This window comes from Nonomuraea sp. NPDC049625 (genome assembly GCF_040675285.1).
Classification (GTDB): domain Bacteria; phylum Actinomycetota; class Actinomycetes; order Streptosporangiales; family Streptosporangiaceae; genus Nonomuraea; species Nonomuraea angiospora_A.
This window is the reverse complement of record NZ_JBFAOQ010000017.1, coordinates 227,385-245,894: the sequence shown is the minus strand read 5'-3', so window position 1 is coordinate 245,894 and position 18,510 is coordinate 227,385. Positions and strand designations below refer to the sequence as shown.

Genomic DNA, 18,510 nt, shown 5'->3' with positions numbered 1-18,510 from the left:
CGCTCGCCAGCTCTACCGCCACGGCGGGCCCGCCATCCCGCCCCTGAGCATCCTCCCGCAGTGGGAGCCTCGAGCCGGTCCGCGGAGGCCGGTGACGCCGTGGTGATGGCGTTTCTGGGCCGAGCCACCCCCGCCAACAGCGTCGTGCACAACCCGGCCACGCCACGCAAAGGTGGCAGCCGGCCCACAGCCGCCGCGCGCTACAACCCCACCACCGCCGGAGAACTAGGCCGCAGCGGTCCCCGCTGGCGGCCAGCTTGTCGAGCGAGATCTGTCGGTGCGGAGAGCTACGGTATGTTCACCCCCCGTCCCTGTCCGAAGGGAGACCAGATGTCATACCGGGACTATCTGAGCGACATCACCGAGTTCGGCCCCTGCATGTCCTGCGGCTGCACCTCCGAGACCCAGTGCGAGGGCGGGTGCCAACGTGACCAGAAGTGGTGGCGACCCAGCGTGGGCCTGTGCACGGCGTGTATGTCCAGTAGAGGCGCCGAGGGCTGCTACCCAGGCACCAAGTCCCACGCCAAGCGCGGAAACTCACTCTCTGAGGCCCAGATCGAACAGTTCGGCGGCAGAGTATGCCACATCTGCGAGAACGGCGAGATGCTGGTGAGCGGCCTGGCGCCAGCGGACCAGCAGGGCTGGCGCGGGGTTCAGCCCTATCGCCACCTCTGGGACCCGAGCACCTGGGTCGGCATGATCTGCAGCATCACCAACGCTCGCGGCCGCGCGTTCGACGGCTGCTCCCGCTACCTCGGGTACGTAACCCGCGGAACCCCCTACGGATCCGTACGGCGCCTGCGTGCCCTCGCGCACTACCGCGACAACCGGCTGGACCTGATGCCCTACCGCGACACTCCGGTCACCCAATACGATCGGGACGAGGCCAAGCGACGCCGCAAGGACTTCGGCATCTCGCCCGCCGAGGTCGCAGCCCTCCGCGCCGCAGCGGGGCACAAGTGCCAGATCTGCAACCGGCCTGAGGCCGAATCTGTCCCTGCGGACCGCCGGCACCGCATGGTGATCGACCACGACCACGAGACCCACCTGTGGCGCGGGCTGCTCTGCCCCGAGTGCAACAGCAGCATGAAGTTCTTGGACTACGGCCCTCGCGAAGATCGCGAGCGCTACTACAGCAACGCCCTGCAGCTGTTCAGCCGTGTCGACGGTGTGCGGGTCGAACCGAACTACGACAAGCTCCGTGCAGGCAACAAGGCCAGAGCGGAAGCCCGGCGCTTGGCGAGCTGAGCCACCGCTTACGGCCCGGCGCCCTACCCGCTGCTCACGTCGCTAGGGTCTGCTGCGCTGGCCCCAGCCCGACGATCACGACTGCTGCGGTTCCTGAGCGTCCTGCCCCTGATTGCCATGGCCCTCTCGGCGCCGCCCTCCCGGCGCCGAGGCATCCAGTTCCTGCCGCCCGCGACGCCGTGGTGATGGCGTTCTGGGCCGACCGGCTGGCCTCCTCCAGCGTGCGCAACCCGGCCGCGCCCCGTCAGGGTGGCGGCAGATCTGCGGCCGCTGCCCGGTATGGCCGACCCCATGACCTCCAGCGTGCCCGGCCACAGCCGCCGGACCCGCTGACGGCACCATGGCGATTCGGAGATACAGCACGCGCACGAGTGCTCGGGGAAGCACGGGGAACAGTACGCGGGGAAGAACGTGGAACGGGACGTGGGAAAGAACGCGCAACGAAAGATGCCGAAGTGCTGGCCGCAGGGCTAACAACGGGACAAGAATGCGTGCGAGTGAATCCGCCGCAAGGTTGCACGCGTGCAACCCCGCCGTACCGTCTGTCGCAAACGTTTGATAGAAACAACCGATCAGCGCATTCCGAACATGAGTTCCCGGAGAGTAGGTATGCGGACAACGGAGGAGCAGGCCAAGCTGCTCGCCCTGTGCAAGCTGAAGGGCGCCAGCTGGTACCTGCTCGCACGTGAAGCGCAACGCCCAGACGGCATCGACCGGCTATGGAACGGCGAGACACTCGAAGTATCCGACGAGGCAGACAAGGCCAAGACGATCATCCGCGCCAGCCGCGAGGACCTTACCCGGCACATGGCCGCGGCCCAGGCCGACGTCGACCGTTCCGCCCGGAATGGAGCGCGGCTCATCACCGTCCTCGACGAGGACTACCCGCCGACGCTGCGGCTGATCTACAACCTGCCGCCGTTCCTGTTCGTCCGCGGCCACATTGCTGAAGCCGACCTACGTAGCGTCGCAGTCGTCGGCACCCGCCAGGCCAGCGACATCGGCCTGCGCCGCGCCCGGAACATGGCAACCCTCCTGACCGAGCGCGGCGTCACCGTGGTCTCAGGTCTGGCCCGCGGCATCGACACCGCCGCCCACACCGCCGCCCTGGAAGCCGGAGGCCGAACCATTGCCGTCGTAGGCACCGGCATTCTGCGCTGCTACCCGGCCGAGAACCGGCCCCTACAGGAGCAGATCATCGATAAGGGAGCTGGCGCGGTCGTCTCCCAGTTCTGGCCGGACGCCCCCGGCGCCACCTACACCTTCCCGCGACGCAACGTAACCATGTCCGGCATTGCCCAGGGCAGCGTTGTCATCGAGGCATCCAGCACCTCCGGTGCGAAGATGCAGGCCCGCATCGCGCTGGATCACGGCAAGAAGGTGTTCCTGCTCCGCAGCCTCACCGAAGCCCAACCGTGGGCCGAGAAGTATGTAGCCACGAGAGGCGCCATCATGGTTGACAAAGTGGAAGACGTCATCGCGGCCCTTTCTGAGCCGGACCGGGTACACCAGGCCGACGCTCGCCGTCACCAACTTGCGCTGGACTTCGGGTAGCCCGATATGCTGAGCGCCTGGGAGCGCCCCGCGCCTAACGGATTTGCCCAATGCGGGACGTGTCCGTACGTGACCACTGGCCCCATAGCCACCTGCTACACATGCGCGTCCGAGCAGATCAGTCAACTGGCCAACCCCGGATGCCCCGTCTGCCATCAGCGGCTCGATGGGGTTGGCCGACAGTGCATGAACTCCCTGTGCACCTCTCCGCTGCGCCGGTTTGATGGCACCGTAATCATCGGCGTCAACGCCGGGGCTCTCGCCGTCACCATCGACCAGCTGAAGAAGAACACCTTAGGGTGGGCCATCATTCACGCCCGGATTATCCTCGGGTACCTCTACACCCACCCGGGCACGCTCGCCGGCGTCCACGCGATCATCCCAAATCCAGGCAGGCCGGTCCCTTATGGGCAAGGAATGCGGCCGCACCACCCGGCGCTCGTCATTCAGCAAGCGCTTGAGCAGGATGAGCGCAGCTTGCCGTTCGTCCTTGACCCGCCACTGATCGAGAAGACCGCTGCCACGGGCAAGATGCGCGAAACGAGAAGCATCGGCGAACGGACGGCGCTTGGACAGACGGTATACGAGGTCCTTCGCGTTCCTGACCCCGGCCGCGTCGTAAGTCGCACGATCATGTTGTACGACGATGTGTTCACAAGCGGGACCACCCTTAACGCTGTCGCCCGCCGGCTGAAGGAAGCAGGCGCGGCCAGAGTGATCGGGCTCGCGTTAGCTCGTCAGCCCCGCTGGTAGGCTGCGGCAACCGGTGCCCGCCGTGGCCAGGCACCGGGCCGCCCGGTGTGTTGGTGAACGCAAAAAACCGCCAGCGATCCACCAGCTCGCTAAGCACGTCCTTGACCTCATGGGCGCCGTCGACTCGTCATCTCGGCGAGGACGGCGCAGCGTGCCCTAGCGAGACGACCGCCAGGTGAAGTTCCTATACGTAGGCCTGTACCGACAGTGGAGCCCGGATGCCGCTGGCGCCCAAGGCACCGGGTGGAGCAGCATCGTCGCCCGCCCGGTCCGTGACGTCGCCGCGGACCTCCAGCTCGCCCACCTGCTGAGCGGCATGACAGGAACGCCGAGGATGACGAGGCCAGCCCGTTCTGGGCGCCGGACCTCCCGGACGACCTTGACCAGGAGCGTGAAGGACCCAGCGGCGACCCCCACCTTGTGGTCGTGGGCCGATCATTTCAGCGTCTACTTCGATCGGATGCGGACGCAGACCGCCGTTTTAGCCCGCGCAGACGTGGCTCTCCTCATCGGCCTTGTGTGGGTATCTCGACGACCGCGGCGACTCCACTATGCGGCGTCCTGAACACTGGCGAGAAGTCGAGGCCATGCTCCGCGACTCGTACGCGATGAGCCAGCACCTGCTGTTGTCGAACCCACTGACAGCGCGACTGCCAGCGTTACCTCGCTCCACCAGCGACGCGAACACGTTCGTCCGGGGTGCGGGTGCCGATTAATCATCCGGCCAGGTCAAGCCACGTATCGGTATTCCTTCAGGACACCCCCGAGCCGATCACGTCGGCGGACGTCGAGCAAGGTGATCGACGCCAAGTCGATGTCGGCATCGGAGAGCGGTCGAAGCGGGGCAGCCTGGCGGAGGGCCCGGTGGGGCCGGTGTTCGTTGTAGAAGGTCTCGAACTCGCGCAGCGCATAGAGAAGGTGGCGCTCGTTCCAGATCAAGGTTCGGTCCAGCAGCTCACGCCGACAGGTCTGGATCCATCGCTCCATGATGGAATTCATCCGCGGCATACGTACGCCGCTCTTGATGATGCGTACGCCGGCGCCGGCAAGCACGGCGTCGAAGGCCGCGGTGAACTTGGCGTCTCGGTCACGTACGAGGAACTTTGCTGAACTGCCCGCATCCTGCAGGTCCATGACGAGGTTACGGCCGAGCTGGATGCCCCACTGCCCGGTGGGGTGAGGGGTGACACCGAGGATCCGCACCCGGCGGGTGGCGTGCTCGATGACCGCCAAGACGTACAGCCGCGCCCCCATCAGCGTGCGGACCTCGAAGAAGTCACAGGCCAGCAGCGCGTTGGCCTGACTGCGTAAGAAATCGGACCAGGCGGTGTGCTCCCGTTCCGGAGACGGATCGATGCCGTGGGCTTTGAGGATCTCCCACACCGTTGAAGCCGCGACCTTGATGCCGAGCGCGGCCAGCTCGCCGTGGATACGCCGGTAGCCCCACGAGGAGTTCTCCCGGGCCGGTCGCAGCACCAGGACGCGGATGGATCGGACGGTGCGCGGGCGCCCTGGCCGCCGGTGAGCGCTTGCTGCGGCGTGCCGGCGCCGCAGCAGATCTCGATGCCAGCGCAGGATCGTGTCAGGGCGGACCAGCAACGTGAGGCGGCGCAGCGTGCCCGTCTGCAGACGATGGAGCAGCCCCGCGAGGAGGAACCGGTCCTCCCGTGTGAAGGCGGGCTTGTTCACTTGCCGTTGCAGCACCGTCAGTTGGTGGCGTAGCACCAAGATCTCGATGTCCTTGTCGCGATCGCTGGTGGACAGCGGCCGCAGGAGCGCGAAGACGGTCGTCACCGTGAGGTAGGCCAAGCGCAGCAGCACGACTGATCATCATGCCGCTATTTGGCGCACCGCTCGAGAGCTCACCCGAACGGAAGGGTCGTCCACCATGCCTTTGACCTGCACGGATGAATATTCGGCACCCGCACCTCGCCCGTACCCGAATCTGCTCGCCCTCGTCCGCCACGTCCTCCACGTCCTCCACGACCAGCGGTGATAACCCCGAAAACACCATGCGCACAAGATCGTCTACACCAAGCACGGCTCAGCGTGACGCTACGGTACGTTCGGTCACCACCGAATCTGCGACAGAGCCCGGTTTTCGGTGTAACTCCTGATCAAGGAGAACGCACCTGATGAGTACTGTGATCCAGGCATCGACGGAGATCGACCTGGAGGACGCCGCGGTGGCGCGTACGCAGCCCGAGGACAAGCAGCCTAAGGACTCGGACCGGGAGCTGGTGGCCCGGCTGGTCCGACATCGACTGGCACGAGGGTGTACTGCTGATCCGCGAGTCGAAGTTCGGGAAATCCCGCCTGGTCCCGATGGATCCCAGCACCCTGCAGGCCCTGGCCCGTTATGCCGAACTCCGCGACGACCTTCAGCCGCATCCCTGCGACCCGAGCTTCTTCGTCTCCCGCACGCAAAAGCGTCTGATCTACGCGGTGGTCTGCCCAACCTTCCGGCAGCTCATCATCGGAACCGGCGTCGGAGCCGAGGCGCCATCTCCACCCCGGCTGCACGACCTGCGGCATTAGGCGGACGGCTGGCTTATGCGCCCTGCCGTGGTGTTTCCGCTGGCAGGAGCGGCGGGGCTCGTGTTGTAGTCCGCATAATCCTCCTGGGCTGGCGTCAGCGCCGCAGGGTGCATTGATCGCATCGGCGAAGAATCACCTTGTGTTCATTCCTTCACCGAACAGGGGTGATTTTCATGGGAGAGGCGGATGTAAGGGTCGCCGTGGGCGGCGTCGTGACGGCGTTGCGCGAGGCTGGGAGGTCCGAGGGCACGATCCGGCGCTACCAGGCTGTGCTGGACCGGTTCGCGGCCTTCCTGGCTGGACGCGGCCTGAGCACGGCGAGCGACCAGGTGTGCGTGGATTTCATCGCCGGGCAGACCGGGACCAGGCTGGGGGCGTTGCGGGAGCCGGTGGCGGACAGGGATGTCAAGGCGGTTCGCCGGCCGGTGGTTCTGGTGGCGGACGCGCTGGCAGGCCGGGCGGTCGTCATCGACCGGCCGGTGATCCCGGCGAAGGACGGCTGTCCTGCCCGGTTCCGGCTGCTGGGGGACGACTACGTTGCCTCGTGCCGCGCTCGCGGCAACGCCGAGGCCACCGTGGCCGCCAAGGACAAGGCGGCCAGCCGGTTCCTGGGCTACCTGGACGAGACGGGCGTCGGTCTGGCTGCCCTCGGAGTGCGGGATGTGTCGGGTTTCCTGCTGCGCCAGCGCGGGCTGCGCCGCAAGACCATCGCGGGCATGAGGTCGTCCCTGGCGGACTTCCTGGCCTTCCTGGCCGCCGCGGGCCGGGCACCGCAGGGCCTGGCCGACCGGCTTCCGCCGCACCGGCACCTGCGTCACGAGTCCGAGCCGCACCTGTGGACCGCTGAGGAGATCCGGCGGCTGCTGGCCGTGATCGACCGCCAGTCCGCCGCCGGCAAGCGCGACTACGCGATGATCCTGCTGACCGCGCGGCTCGGCCTGCGGATCTCCGACCTGCGGCAGCTCGAGCTCGGCGACCTGGACTGGCGGGCGAAGACCCTCACGATCATCCAGCACAAGACGGGTCGGCCGTTGAGCCTGCCACTGCTGGACGACGTCGGCTGGGCGGTCATCGACTACGTCCGGCACGGCCGCCCCGAACCACCTGCGCGAAGGTGTTCATCAAGCACCGCCATCCCTTCGACGCGTTCGGCTGCTCCTCCTCGGTCGCCTGCCGGCTGTCGCGCTACGCTGCCCGCGCGGGGATCGAGTTCCCGCCCGGCCGGGCGTGCGGGATGCATTCCCTGCGCGGCGCGCTGGCCGTGGCCATGATCGGCAACGGCGCGCCGATGCCGATGCCGATGATATCGGCCGTGCTCGGACATGCCTCAAGCGACACGACCCAGGCCTACTACCTGCGCTTTGACGTCGAACGGCTGCGATGCTGCGCGCTGGACGTCGAAGACGTCCTCGGCCAGGCGGGGGCGGGTGAGCCCGGTGCCTGATACGACGCTGCCGGGCCTGGTCGCCGAGCTGGCCGCTTCGCGTCACGCCGGCGGATACAGGTTCACAGTCCAGGAACGGGTGCTGCGCCAGTTCGCCAGCCACTGCCGGCGGGAAGGCTACCCGGACGGGTCCATCACCCGGGAAGCGGTCGACGGGTTCCTTTACGGCCGTCACCTGCGGGCCTCCACCATCCGGCGCAACGAGCTGGCGCTGCGCCAGCTGGCCGAGTACGCCCGGGCAGCCGGCTGGGATGCCTGGACCCCGGCCGTGGCAGCTCAGGTCCGCGTCCGCCACCAGCCCCCGTACGTGTTCACCGACGACGAGGTGCGCCGCCTGTTCACCGCGATCGATTCCCAGCCCATGTCCAGCTTCTCGAACAAGGCCATGGTCGACCCGGTCCTGTTCAGGGTGCTCTACGGCGCCGGGCTGAGAATTTCCGAGGCGCTCAGCCTGACCCTGGCCGATGCGGACATCCGCAGCGGGACGCTGCGCATCCGCGACTCCAAGAACGGCGAGAGCCGGACCGTGCCGGTCACCGCCCGGCTCACCGCGACCCTGGAGGGCTACATCGCCGCCGCGCACCCCGCCCCCGAAACCAGCGACTATGTGTTCTACAGCATCGCGCCCGGCAGGCCGGTCAACCAGTCGACCGTCTACCTGCGGTTCCGCGGCTACCTGGCCGACGCCGGCATCCCCCACTTCACAGGCGGCCCTCACCCGCACTCGCTGCGCCACGGATTCGCCGTCGCCAACCTGCGGCGCTGGGCCGAGCAAGGCGCGGACCTGGCCGTGATGCTGCCCTACCTGGCGTGCTACCTGGGCCACGCCGATCTCCGCGGCACCCAGTACTACCTGCGGCTGACCGCGGACGCCTACCCCGAGGTGATGGCCAGGGCCCAGGTCCGGTTCGGCTACGTCATCCCCGAGCCGCCCGGGGACCAGCCGTGAACCCGCGGCCCGCGCCGCCGCCGGAGCTTGCCGGCCGCTGGCTGTCGAAGTTCTTCACCAGCCACCTGGCCGGGGAACGCGCAGCCTCGCCGAAGACCATCTCCTCCTACCGGGACGCGATGAAACTGCTGCTCACCTGGTTCAGGGACGCTGAGCGCATACCGCCGGACAAGCTGCGCCTGGCCGACATCGACCGGCCCCGCATCCTGCGGTTCCTGGACTGGCTGGAGACCGAGCGCGGCTGCTCGCCCGCCACCCGCAACCAGCGACTGGCGGTGATCAAGTCGTTCTGCCGCTACACCGCCGTCGAGCAGCCCGACCGCCTCGACCAGGTCACCCAGGTCCTCGCGATCCGGCAGAAAAAGACCCCGGCCCCGCAGCTAGACCACCTGACCGGCGACCAGGTCAAGACCCTGCTCGCCGAACCCGGCATGGCAAGCGCACGCGCCGTCAGGGACACCGTCCTGCTCGCCCTGGCCTACGACACCGCCGCCCGCGTCCAGGAACTCTGCGACCTCGACGTCGCCGACATCCGCCGCGGCAGCCCGATGACCGTGGTGATCCACGGGAAGGGCTCCAAGATCCGGTACGTGCCCGTGATGGACCCGACCGCCCGGCTCGTCGCTGGCTACCTCGACCACCGCGACCGGCATCCCGGCGTCGGCGCCGACGCCGACCCACTGTTCGCCGGGCCGAACCACTCCAGGCTGACCCGGTCCGGGATGGCCAAGCTGCTGGCCCGCCACGTGCGCGCCGTCCGGGCCCGCGACCCCGGCTGGGCTCCCGGCCTGCCGGTCACGCCTCACACGCTCCGGCGGAGCCGGGCCATGCACCTGGTCCAGGCCGGCGTCAACCTGATCTACATCCGCGACCTGCTCGGCCACGCCGATGTCTCCACCACCGAGATCTACGCCCGTGCAGACGCCGAGGCCAAACGCAAAGCGATTGAGAACGCCTACGAACCACTCACCCCGGACGCCCTGCCGGACTGGACCCTGGACTCGTCCCTGCTCGGCTGGCTCGACTCGCTGGGGCACTGACGCCAGCCCAGGAGGATTATGCGGACTACAACACGAGCCCCGCCGCTCCTGCCAGCGGAAACACCACGGCAGGGCGCATAACCCAGCCGTCCGCCTAATGCCTTTTATGAGGAATTCCTCATAAAAGGCACACTTTCGCGGTCCGCACCCTGCTCAGCTGGTATCGCGCCGGGGTGGACGTTCCCGCCAAGCTCCCCGCGTTGTCCACCTATCTCGGCCACCGCGAACCGGCCACCGCCCACCGATATGCCGTCCGGGGCTACCTGTCCACCGCTGCCAAGCACGGCACCGACGTGATGGCCGCCATCCGCGACGCCTTGCTCGGCCGTGCCTGGTTGCCACCGGCCCCGATACCGGCCTGAATCCCGCCACTGCGCGCAACCACGCACGTCCCTCAACGATCACACACCGCGATCATGCAACGCTGGAATGCGCTGGGCGTGAATGCTTACGGCCGATCATCCTGCCGCACTCAGTTCCCCTCCCGCGTGTCCTGAGCTTGCGCACGCGATACCAAGCCCTGCAAGGCCATGACCTGTGCGGATGACATTATCGGCAGGCACAGATACTCTCGGACATCCACGGATTCCTGGCGCTGCCAGGTCATGTCACCAGGCGATCTCGTAGGGCATGGCAAGGCTCGACGGGACGATTACCTCCGTGATCGAAGAGGCTCCCTCACCGATCGACGAACCCAACGCCTCCGCGATCTGCGCGCGGTCTGCTTCAGTCTTCTGGTATCGCCAACCGTATGCCTGAGCCAGAAGCTCGAACGAGGGATTGGTGATTCGGGCGACCGACAGCTCCGGAAGGCGGTTGCGGCGCACGTCCGCGTGAACCGCGCCATAACCGTTGTCGTTGAACAGCACGACGTGGACCGGCAAGTCGTGCAGGTTCGAGGTCGCCATCTCCTGGGAGTTCATGAGGAACCCCGCGTCACCGCACAGCGCGACCACTGGCGCGTCGCCCACCGCCACCTTCGCTCCGACTGCGGCCGGGACCCCGTAGCCGAGAGTCCCAAAGTAGTATGGCGAAATGAGTCCGCCGCTTGCGTACACAGGCAGGAATCGCTGCGCCCAATAGCCGACTACGGTCATGTCGCTCACGAAAGCGGTCTCACGCGGTGATCCCTCGCGGATGCCATCCAGCAGGTCCGCGATCAGCGGTGCACCGGATCGGAAGCTGGCGTGCCACCGCGTGACATGTTCCAACGATTCCTTCACGAAGCTGCCACGCTCGGCCGTGGCTCCGAGCCCGGCGGAACGCCGGTCGAGTAGGCGCCTGAGCACGTCCTTCACATCGCCGCGGATTGCGAGCTCGGGCTTGTAGAGCCGGCCCGGCCGCGAGGGGTCAATGTCGACGTGCACCATCCGCCCCAAGGGAAGGCCACCATTGCGGGTCGCCAATGGCGCGAGGCTGGTTCCCAGGCACACGACGAGGTCGGCGGCGCACGCAATCTCGTCACGCGGCCCGAAACGGTCCCACACCGGGCCGAGGGCCAGCTCGTGATCCTCTGGAATGATGCCTCGGCCCTGGACGGTGGTGACCACGGGAGCGCCCAGCGTCTGCGCCAGTTCGAGGACTTCGGCCTGCGCGCCCGACCTGACGGCCCCCGCTCCGGTGAACAGGATCGGCCTGTCTGCCTCGCGGAGCAGACTCGCCAAGGCGTCGAGGTGCTCCTCGCCCGGCGCCGGTGCTGATTCTCCCGGAGCAGGCAACGCCGCCACGTTCTGCGTGGGCTTCGTCAGCATGTCGCTTGGAAGCTGCACGATCGCCGGGCGCGAGGTGCTCGCCGCCAAGCGCAGTGCACGGTCCACAAGGGGGGCGACTTCATCAGGGGTTTGCGCTGTACCGGCCCAGTGAGCGAAGGGCTCAGAGGCCGATCGCAGGTCCGAGATGGCATGGAAGGTACCATCCGGCTCGGAGAGGGTCTCAGCATAGTTGTCGAGCGCCAGCACGCACAGCGGGACTGACTCGGCGTTCGCCTGTGCCAGCGGAGTCAGTGTGTTGGTGATGCCGGGCCCGGCGGTCGTCACCACCACGCCGCAGCAGCCAGCGAGCTTCGCGAATGCCTCGGCGAGGAACCCGGCGCCCTGCTCGTGGCGTGCGCCGACGGCTTCGATGCCCTCGGCCTCAATGGCCGCGAACAACGGGAGGTTGTGCCCGCCTGGCACTCCGAAGACCTGGCGCACACCCCAGGCCTGGAGCACGGCCGCCGCGCCCTCCGCACCGTTTCCCGAAGCACCCGTCGTGGCTGTGTTCGATGGGCTCATGAGTAGGTTTCCTCTCGTATGCGTCCGAAGGAACTCCGGGTGAAGGCGGTCTGGCGGGCTGCCGCCGCGATCGGATCGTCACCTCGCGGAGTCTCCAAAGTGAACGCGCACCGGCACCCTTGGCCTACAAGTTCGGCGAGGGTGTCGGCGATCGCGGCCACTCCCGTCCCAAGACGGACGTTGGCTCCGTTCTGGGTCTTGTCCTTGACGTGGACGTGCTGGATCGCCGGCCCCAGTAGGCGGGCCTCGGCGACGGTGTCGTAGCCTGCGGCGGTAGCGTTGCCGACGTCGTAGCAGATCCCTACGTTGTCGTGCGCCACCCGGCCCAGCAGCTCGTACACCTTGTCGGCGGGCAACAGCGACTCCACGCAGACCCGGACGCCGTGGCGCCGGTAGACATCGGCGACCCGTCGCAGCTGTCGGACATACCCGGTCGGGTCGATGCCGATGCCAGCGCTGGCCTCGAACATGGGTAGGACGGCGATGGAGCAGCCGACCTCGGACAGCGCGGGAGCCAGGCTGCACAGGTACTCGACCGTGGCGGACTCGGCGAGGTCGTGGTCGAGGACGAAGTCGATCGACGCTGTGGACGTCGCCACCCCTGTGCGTTCCGACTCCCTGCGCAACGCCGCTCGACCGGCGGGAGACAGTAACGGATTGTCCGGATCAGGGTCCCGTTCCAGGAGCAGCTCGATGTGGTCCAGGCCTATGGACGCGGCGCTGTCGAACTCCTGGGCCCACTTATCCCTCGGATGGCATTGCAGTTCGCCGTTCCACGACGGAGTGAGCCTTCCTTGTAAGATCCCGATCGGCGGCGACGGATCGCCCCGCGACGCGCGCGACAGCGCCTCCTCGGCCCGCAGCAGCGCCGACAGGTCGTCTATGTCCACCGCAACCTCGGGATGCAGCAGGCCCAGCACAACATCACCTGCCATGCTGTCCTTGTCGAGCACCGTGGTAGGACGCAGGACGTCCACCATGCCGTCCTGGACGAAGACGTCTGGAAGCGTCTGGCGGGGCTGGTCGTACCAGTCCCGGAGGGCGTGTTCGCGTATCACTGGGGCGGCGGCCCCATCCGCCCCCACGTACCACATTTTGTAAGGGGTCTCCTTAGCCAGGGACACCGAACGCACCGAATCGGCTTCCGGGCAGGCGCGGAGCTTCGCGATGGCGAGGTCGATGACCGCTGGCCTGCGCACCGGCGACGTGGTCCGGACCTGCACCAGGATGTCCGGGAGGACGCCCTCATGGTCGCGCAGGTAGCCGAGGAGATGGCGGAACACGTCCAGGTCAGTAGCCGTGTCGGTGGCGAACTTGGCGGGCCTGATGAACGGCACCTCAGCCCCGACCTCGCGGGCCACCGAGGCTATCTCCTCGTCGTCCGTGGTGACGATGACACGGTCCACGGACCGGGCCGCCTTGGCTTGCCGCACCGCGTGGACGATCAGCGGGACGCCTGCGAGCAGGCGGAGGTTCTTGCGCGGGAGCCCCTTGGACCCGCCGCGAGCCGGGATGACAGCGACTACGGTCACCGTTCTCCCCGGATTGGCTTGATATCCGTGCCGGATGCTAACTCTTCCTCAATCGCCTCCGTCAGAGCATGCACAAGGAGGAGGTGGAACTCTTGGACGGTGCCCGGATCGGTGGCGCCCGTCCGGAACGAGGCGTCACACTCGGCTAGCGGCGAGGGGCCCGCACCGAGTAGGGCGACAGTGTAGACCCCCAGCCCTCGAGCGGTCTCGGCGGCACGTAGCAGATTCTCGGAGCGCCCGCTCGTCGAGAACAGCACGAGGACGTCGTCCGGCCGGGCCACGGCGCGCAGCTGGCGGCTAAATACCTGCGCGTATCCGTAGTCGTTGGCGAGCGCGGTGAGGGTCGCCACATCGGCCGCGAGCGCCCGCGCGGCCAGCGGACCCCGCTCGCGGCCCGATGACAGGCGGCCGACGAGCTCGGCTGCGAAGTGCTGGGCCTGGGCCGCCGAGCCGCCGTTTCCGGCGGTCAACACGATGCCCCGGCTCCGGAGCCGGCGCGCGATAGCGACAGCCGTCCTGTCGATCTCACTCTCCTGCGCTTCGGCGTCGTCCACCGCCTTCCGCAGCGCCGCCGCCCGCCAGAATGTCGGCGAAGGAGATGAATCCTCGAGCGGCTCGATTTTCGCGTATTCGCCAATGAGCGAACGCTGTGTCAACTCATTCCTCCGTTCTGCAGCCGCAGCCGCGTCTGGTCGAGGCGGGCGAGAATGTCGCGGGCCCGAAGGCCGCTGATGGTGGGGTACTTCGAGGGAAGGGGTCCGGTGTCTGGCCGCCCTCGAACCAGATGCAGTACGCGATAGCCGGCGTCCGCCGCCGCTCGCGCACCGATTCCGGTGTCTTCTATCGCGATCGATCGGGCGGGCACGCATTCCAGCTGGTCGGCCACGTCGAGGTACAAGTCCGGTGCGGGTTTGGCGCGCAGCCGTGCGTCTGGGCAGGCCACCGCGCCGAACCAGTCGAACGGCAGGCCCATCGCATCGAGGTCGGCCTGCAGGCGCTTGGCGTCGCTGTTGGTAGCCAACCCAAGCGAGACGCCGTGGCAGCGCAGCTCGGCCAGGCATTCGACGGTGTCAGTGAAAAGTGCCAGCCGGTGCCGTTGCGAGTTCCTTCCGCGGCGCAGGTCCGCTGCCACCATCTCCTGCGGGGGAAGCTCGTGGCGTTCTGCAAGCCACCGGTATGCCTGGGGCCAGCCCATGCCGAAGAGCGCTTCGACGTCCGCGTTCGTCACATGGGCTCCGTATCGGTCTAGCTGTTCGCGCCAGATCGCGCTGGTCAGCGGGGCGCTGTCGATCAGCGTGCCATCCCAGTCGAAGACGATGGCGGATCCGGTACGGGTCACCACGCGGTCCTCCCGCCATCGAGGACGAAGCAGCTACCGTTCATGTACGAGGATGAGTCAGAGCACAGAAACACCAGCGCTCCGTCGTACTCGTCATGCTCGGCCATGCGGTCGAGGGGAATCCGGGTTCGGACACGGCCCAGGAACTCCTCGCTCTGGCCATTGTGGACACCACCCAGCACCAGTGCGTTGGACCGGATCGCCCCGGCGGGCCAGTAGGTGGCCAGGTAACGGGTCAGACCAATGAGTCCCGACTTGGCGACCGAGTAGGCAGCCGGTTTGGTTGGCTGCTGGTCAGCGTCCCGGCCGACCACCGCGTATAGCCGCTGGTCCGGGGCGATCACCGCGAGGTCGGAGCAGACGTTGACGATGTGGCCGCCGCCACGCAGAGCCATGTCGGGGCCGAACGCCTGGGACATCAGGAACGCTGCGCCGACACACGCAGCGAGATCAGCTTGGAAGACCTCGTAGGGTGTCGTTTCCAGCCGGTTCGCGCCGTCTATGTTCCCGTGGGGACCGATTGCCGGATTGCGAGCCGCGTTGTTGATCAGAACGTTCAATGGCCCCCAGTCTTGGTGGACTCGCCGCGCCAGCTCCCCGACCGCCGCGGGGTCGGTCAGATCCGCATGGACGGCGTGGACCGCGTCGAGGCCGCTGTCCCGCAGTTCGCGCACCCGGGTGTCGAGCGCGTCGCCCCGAATATCGGCAAGGATGAGCTGAGCGCCGCTCTCGAGCAGAGCCCGCGACCACGAGCCGGCCAGGAAGCCAGCGCCACCGGTCAGGAGGATCAGTTTGTCCTTCAGCGACGCCGCGCCACCGGTCACGCCGCCACCTCCGGGTGCGCGGCCACCCACTTCAGTGCCGCCCGTGCCGCCGCGCGGGCCTGCCCCCCGTGCTGTTCGGGCAGCCGCCGGACTGCCGGGCTGAACCGGCAAGCGAGTGCCCAGGAGCACCAGGCCCAGGAGTCAGCAGGAAGGCCCTTGGCGTCTTCGTTGAGCAGACACTCCAGAGCGCGCTTCTTGTCGACGACCTCACCGGTTCGCGCCGTGTACAGGAGTCTGGCCGGCAGCGCCAGGAGCGCGGCTAGGTCGTCAAGAGGACGGGTGTCCCACCACTGGAGGTCCATCTCCGCCAAGGCCGTCGCGATGCGGTGCGCCTCGGCACGCAGCACGTTGTGTGTTGGACGCGGTATCCGATCGCGGATATCCAGGCCGTGCAGGTGTACCGCTGAGTCCAGAAACATGACCTGGCGGTTGGCCACACCATAGAGGGTCGGAACCGGCGCCCCACCGAGCTCGTCGATATGGAAGCACTTGACGTCGATGTCTGGGTGGCCTGCCGTGTGCGCCGCCTCGGAAAGCTGTTCTCCCAGCCGCACCAGATCCTCGCGCGTCTCCGTGCGTGGCGATGTGATGACCACGTCGAGGTCGATATCGCTCCAACCGGCCAGGTAGTTGCCGTAACCTATGCTGCCGAGGGCGTACAGGGACCAGGCTCGGCCGTCGAGGCCGCGATCCAAGTCGAGGACAATCCCCGCTGCCCTGTACGCGGCTGCGGCGCCGTCGTCCGTCGCGCTCTCCATCAGAACCCCGGACAGCTGGCGCACGGCAGCAGGCTGGCCTTGCGGGACGCGGCGTGGGTCGCCCGGTACCGCCGCATCGCCTCGCCAGACCAGAGCTCCTCGATGGTAGGACCATTCTCGACTGCGAGCTTCCCGATCTGCAGCTTGCTGAGATAGTCCTCGTCACAGGTGTTCACCACGCCGTCCCACCAGATGTAGAGCCGCTCCCACAGCAGCGAGCATGGCCGCTGCCCCTCGTGGACGCCCTGGTCGTAGATGTTCAGTCGGGGGATAGCCCACCGGACCGCGAACTCGTCGACCATGCCGCGCCAGAACTCGACCGCCGTCTCGGTGTCCTGCTTTCGATCCAACAGCACCATCGAGATGCGGGTTCGAGTAGGCGCGTCCGGGAACTCGGCGGCCCGGATGGCGTGGAAGCGCTCGATGTTGTCTACGATGCGGTCGAACTTCGCGCCGACTCGAATCTGCTCGAACTGCTCCTTGACTGCGGAGTCGACGGAAAAGACCAGGGTGTCCAGACCGCTAGCGAGCAGGTCTCGGGACATTTGCTCGGTGAGCCGAGTCGCGTTGGTGTTGAGCTTTACGTCGATGATTCCGGCATCCTTGGCGATGCGGACAAACTGGACGATCTGCTTGTGCAGCAGCGGCTCGCCGCGGCTTGCCAGGACGATGCCGCCCACGCCCTTGTCCGCAGCCTCGGAGATAATGCGCTCGTACAGGGCTAGGTCCATGAACCCCTGCATCGAGCGGGTGCGGGATAGCGCGGGATCCTCTTGGAAGCACATCACGCACTTGATGTTGCAGACGCTCGTGGGCTCCACCGCGAGCATGATCGGCATTCGGGCCAGGTGTCGCTTCCGGGGGTACGCGTTGAAGCGGTACCGGTACAGTAAGTACGGCACGCGGCGCTCGGGTTCTAGCCGTGCCGCGACCCGGAGTTCGGTGGTGCTGAACGACGACTTGGCCACTCCGAGGTCACGTCCCTCGGAGTTGTGCGCAACACCGCTTCGCAGGTACCGGACGATCTCCTGAAGGTCGGCACGGTCTGCCTCGGCGGCGCCGCTGAGGGCCAAGCTCGCCTGGCGCTCCAGGCTAGCGACCGCGGCGCTGGACGTGTCGTCCGCAGCAAGCCGCTGGTTCTCGAAGAAATCGGTGTCAGGCTCTTCCATCCGGTGAACGCTCATCGATTCCCATCCCTTGTTTGGCGATCGCCACGACGCGCTGCATCTGTTCGGGGGAGCCGACGGTGATCCTGGTCCAGCCGTCCAGGATCCCCGCACCCGCCTGGTCCTTGACCAGGATGTCGGCTGATCGCAGGAGCTTGAGAATCCCTTCGCGTGCCCAGCCGAACTGCACCTGGACGAAGTTGGCGGCACCGGGATATACCTCACAGCCCAGCGCGGTCAGCTCCCGGACCAGCAGCTGCTTGCCAGCCTGCCCGAGCGCGACCTGATGGCGCACCACCTCCGGATGCCGCAGCAGATACCGGCCCGCGACAACAGCGACCTCATTGACCTCGACATTCGGACGAGTGCGACGCATCCAGTCCATTAGCTCGACCGGCCCGACCGCGTAGCCCAGCCGCAATCCAGCGAGCCCGCAGGCCTTGGAGAAGGTCCGGATGAGGATGAGGTTATTGTGGGCCGCGAGCCGCGCAGTGGACTCGTCCCCGGTGTACTCGACGTACGCTTCGTCGACGACGACCAGCGTGTCGTGCTTGGCCGCCTCGACCACGAGCTCGTGCAGCTCGTTCCACGGCAGGTAACAACCGAGCGCCCCGTTGGGGTTCGCCAACGCGAGGAGTTTGGGGTTGCGCTGAAGAGACTTCCGAATGCCCGCCACCGGCACGCCGAAACCGTCGAGGTGCTCCAGCGGGGTCAGCTCACCCCCGCGTAGTCCGGCGTACACGGGATACATTCCGTAGGTGGGCACCGGGATCACGACCTCGTCGCCTTCCTCGACAAATGTGTCAAAGCACGCACGGACGAGCCAGTCCGATCCAGCGCCCAGTAGGAGCTGGTTGGGAGCGACGCCCAGCGCTGCCGCGAGATCCTCGTACAGCGGCTGGACCGCAGGGTAGGCGCTGAAGGAGTCGGGCTCCAACTGGTCGATGACCGCCTGGAAGACCGAGTTGGCCACCGGCGGGACCAGTTCATTGCGATCGAGCTTGAGATATTGTCGGCGGCTCGCATCGGGCATCGCCGTCCGAACGGTTTCGGCCACCGCTCTACGCGGTTTGATCATAAGCAACCTCGTAT

The 18,510-nt window shown here is 67.3% G+C and carries 18 protein-coding genes; 9 read left to right on the top strand and 9 right to left on the bottom strand.

What is annotated here, in order from left to right; genetic code table 11:
- The first annotated feature begins 330 nt into the window (after window positions 1-330).
- The 3 genes from AB0J87_RS50355 to AB0J87_RS50345 all read left to right on the top strand — a co-directional run bounded on the left by AB0J87_RS50355 (window position 331) and on the right by AB0J87_RS50345 (window position 3,555).
- Window positions 331-1,248, top strand: coding sequence for an endonuclease domain-containing protein (locus AB0J87_RS50355; RefSeq protein WP_363979647.1), 918 nt, complete (start codon window positions 331-333; stop codon window positions 1,246-1,248).
- Window positions 1,249-1,857: 609 nt separating this feature from the next.
- Window positions 1,858-2,802: a DNA-processing protein DprA gene (locus tag AB0J87_RS50350; RefSeq protein WP_363979644.1), complete on the top strand. Its 945-nt coding sequence runs from the start codon at window positions 1,858-1,860 to the stop codon at window positions 2,800-2,802.
- 186 nt (window positions 2,803-2,988) lie between these two features.
- On the top strand, window positions 2,989-3,555 hold the full coding sequence (locus AB0J87_RS50345; RefSeq protein ID WP_363979641.1) for a hypothetical protein: 567 nt from the start codon (window positions 2,989-2,991) through the stop codon (window positions 3,553-3,555).
- A gap of 729 nt (window positions 3,556-4,284) precedes the next feature.
- Here AB0J87_RS50345 and AB0J87_RS50340 read toward each other — a convergent pair.
- Entirely contained in the window at window positions 4,285-5,376 is a 1,092-nt protein-coding gene (locus tag AB0J87_RS50340) for an integrase core domain-containing protein (RefSeq protein WP_363979638.1), read from the bottom strand.
- A 438-nt stretch (window positions 5,377-5,814) separates the two neighbouring features.
- On the opposite strand from AB0J87_RS50340, the gene AB0J87_RS50335 reads away from it, so the two are divergent.
- The 6 genes from AB0J87_RS50335 to AB0J87_RS50310 all read left to right on the top strand — a co-directional run bounded on the left by AB0J87_RS50335 (window position 5,815) and on the right by AB0J87_RS50310 (window position 9,888).
- Window positions 5,815-6,093, top strand: coding sequence for a tyrosine-type recombinase/integrase (locus tag AB0J87_RS50335; RefSeq protein ID WP_363979834.1), 279 nt, complete (start codon window positions 5,815-5,817; stop codon window positions 6,091-6,093).
- Window positions 6,094-6,266: 173 nt separating this feature from the next.
- On the top strand, window positions 6,267-7,364 hold the full coding sequence (locus AB0J87_RS50330) for a tyrosine-type recombinase/integrase (RefSeq protein WP_363979635.1): 1,098 nt from the start codon (window positions 6,267-6,269) through the stop codon (window positions 7,362-7,364).
- Window positions 7,271-7,537, top strand: coding sequence for a tyrosine-type recombinase/integrase (locus tag AB0J87_RS50325; RefSeq protein WP_363979831.1), 267 nt, complete (start codon window positions 7,271-7,273; stop codon window positions 7,535-7,537). Before AB0J87_RS50330 ends, AB0J87_RS50325 begins: the two co-directional genes overlap by 94 nt.
- On the top strand, window positions 7,530-8,486 hold the full coding sequence (locus tag AB0J87_RS50320; RefSeq protein WP_363979632.1) for a tyrosine-type recombinase/integrase: 957 nt from the start codon (window positions 7,530-7,532) through the stop codon (window positions 8,484-8,486). Before AB0J87_RS50325 ends, AB0J87_RS50320 begins: the two co-directional genes overlap by 8 nt.
- Entirely contained in the window at window positions 8,483-9,526 is a 1,044-nt protein-coding gene (locus tag AB0J87_RS50315) for a tyrosine-type recombinase/integrase (RefSeq protein WP_363979629.1), read from the top strand. Before AB0J87_RS50320 ends, AB0J87_RS50315 begins: the two co-directional genes overlap by 4 nt.
- 173 nt (window positions 9,527-9,699) lie before the next feature.
- Window positions 9,700-9,888 carry a hypothetical protein gene (locus AB0J87_RS50310; RefSeq protein WP_363979626.1) on the top strand — a complete coding sequence of 63 codons (189 nt, stop codon included), beginning with the start codon at window positions 9,700-9,702 and terminating at the stop codon, window positions 9,886-9,888.
- Between the two features lie 246 nt (window positions 9,889-10,134).
- On the opposite strand, the gene AB0J87_RS50305 is transcribed toward AB0J87_RS50310, so the two are convergent.
- Genes AB0J87_RS50305 through AB0J87_RS50270 form a run of 8 tightly spaced genes read right to left on the bottom strand, consistent with a single transcriptional unit; the run spans window position 10,135 to window position 18,496 of the window.
- Window positions 10,135-11,799 carry a thiamine pyrophosphate-binding protein gene (locus tag AB0J87_RS50305; RefSeq protein WP_363979623.1) on the bottom strand — a complete coding sequence of 555 codons (1,665 nt, stop codon included), beginning with the start codon at window positions 11,797-11,799 and terminating at the stop codon, window positions 10,135-10,137.
- Window positions 11,796-13,331: a TIM barrel protein gene (locus AB0J87_RS50300; RefSeq protein WP_363979620.1), complete on the bottom strand. Its 1,536-nt coding sequence runs from the start codon at window positions 13,329-13,331 to the stop codon at window positions 11,796-11,798. The genes AB0J87_RS50305 and AB0J87_RS50300 overlap by 4 nt, the downstream gene beginning before the upstream one ends.
- The gene (locus AB0J87_RS50295) at window positions 13,328-13,987 is read right to left on the bottom strand and encodes an SIS domain-containing protein (protein ID WP_363979617.1); all 660 of its coding nucleotides are present in this window, start codon (window positions 13,985-13,987) and stop codon (window positions 13,328-13,330) included. Before AB0J87_RS50295 ends, AB0J87_RS50300 begins: the two co-directional genes overlap by 4 nt.
- A complete protein-coding gene (locus AB0J87_RS50290) occupies window positions 13,984-14,673 on the bottom strand; it encodes an HAD family phosphatase (protein ID WP_363979614.1) in 690 nt (229 codons plus the stop codon). Before AB0J87_RS50290 ends, AB0J87_RS50295 begins: the two co-directional genes overlap by 4 nt.
- Window positions 14,667-15,494: an SDR family oxidoreductase gene (locus AB0J87_RS50285; protein ID WP_363979611.1), complete on the bottom strand. Its 828-nt coding sequence runs from the start codon at window positions 15,492-15,494 to the stop codon at window positions 14,667-14,669. Before AB0J87_RS50285 ends, AB0J87_RS50290 begins: the two co-directional genes overlap by 7 nt.
- Window positions 15,491-16,276, bottom strand: coding sequence for a hypothetical protein (locus tag AB0J87_RS50280; RefSeq protein ID WP_363979608.1), 786 nt, complete (start codon window positions 16,274-16,276; stop codon window positions 15,491-15,493). Before AB0J87_RS50280 ends, AB0J87_RS50285 begins: the two co-directional genes overlap by 4 nt.
- A complete protein-coding gene (locus AB0J87_RS50275) occupies window positions 16,252-17,421 on the bottom strand; it encodes a radical SAM/SPASM domain-containing protein (protein WP_363979606.1) in 1,170 nt (389 codons plus the stop codon). The genes AB0J87_RS50280 and AB0J87_RS50275 overlap by 25 nt, the downstream gene beginning before the upstream one ends.
- The gene (locus AB0J87_RS50270; protein ID WP_363979603.1) at window positions 17,408-18,496 is read right to left on the bottom strand and encodes an aminotransferase class I/II-fold pyridoxal phosphate-dependent enzyme; all 1,089 of its coding nucleotides are present in this window, start codon (window positions 18,494-18,496) and stop codon (window positions 17,408-17,410) included. The genes AB0J87_RS50275 and AB0J87_RS50270 overlap by 14 nt, the downstream gene beginning before the upstream one ends.
- Window positions 18,497-18,510: the final 14 nt, after the last annotated feature.